This window comes from Desulfocastanea catecholica, from assembly GCF_054657295.1.
In genome coordinates this window covers 1-279 of the sequence record NZ_BAAHYZ010000176.1, presented here as the reverse complement: position 1 = coordinate 279, position 279 = coordinate 1, and the positions used below count along the sequence as shown (strand labels likewise).

Genomic DNA, 279 nt, shown 5'->3' with positions numbered 1-279 from the left:
TTACAAAATTGTCGGCAAATGGCGGAGGGGCGGATAAGTCAACTCCAGTAACATTCTCTATTCCACTTTCAGGAGGGTACAATGAAAAAAATCAGGATTGTACTGTTCAGCTGCACGGCTGCATTGCTGCTGCTGACCGGCACGGCAATAGCCAATGATGCCTGTGTCGATTGTCACAATAAGGTGTCACCCGGACAGGTCCAGGACTGGCAGGTGAGCGAACACTCGCATAACGATGTCACCTGCTCCACCTGCCACGGGACTGATCACCAAACGGCG

Annotated in this window: 1 protein-coding gene; it reads left to right on the top strand. The window is 52.0% G+C overall.

The window, feature by feature from the left end:
- Positions 1-81: 81 nt before the first annotated feature.
- The coding region (locus ACYQ8U_RS23415) for a multiheme c-type cytochrome (RefSeq protein WP_459947954.1) at positions 82-279 on the top strand (198 nt) is incomplete at its 3' end.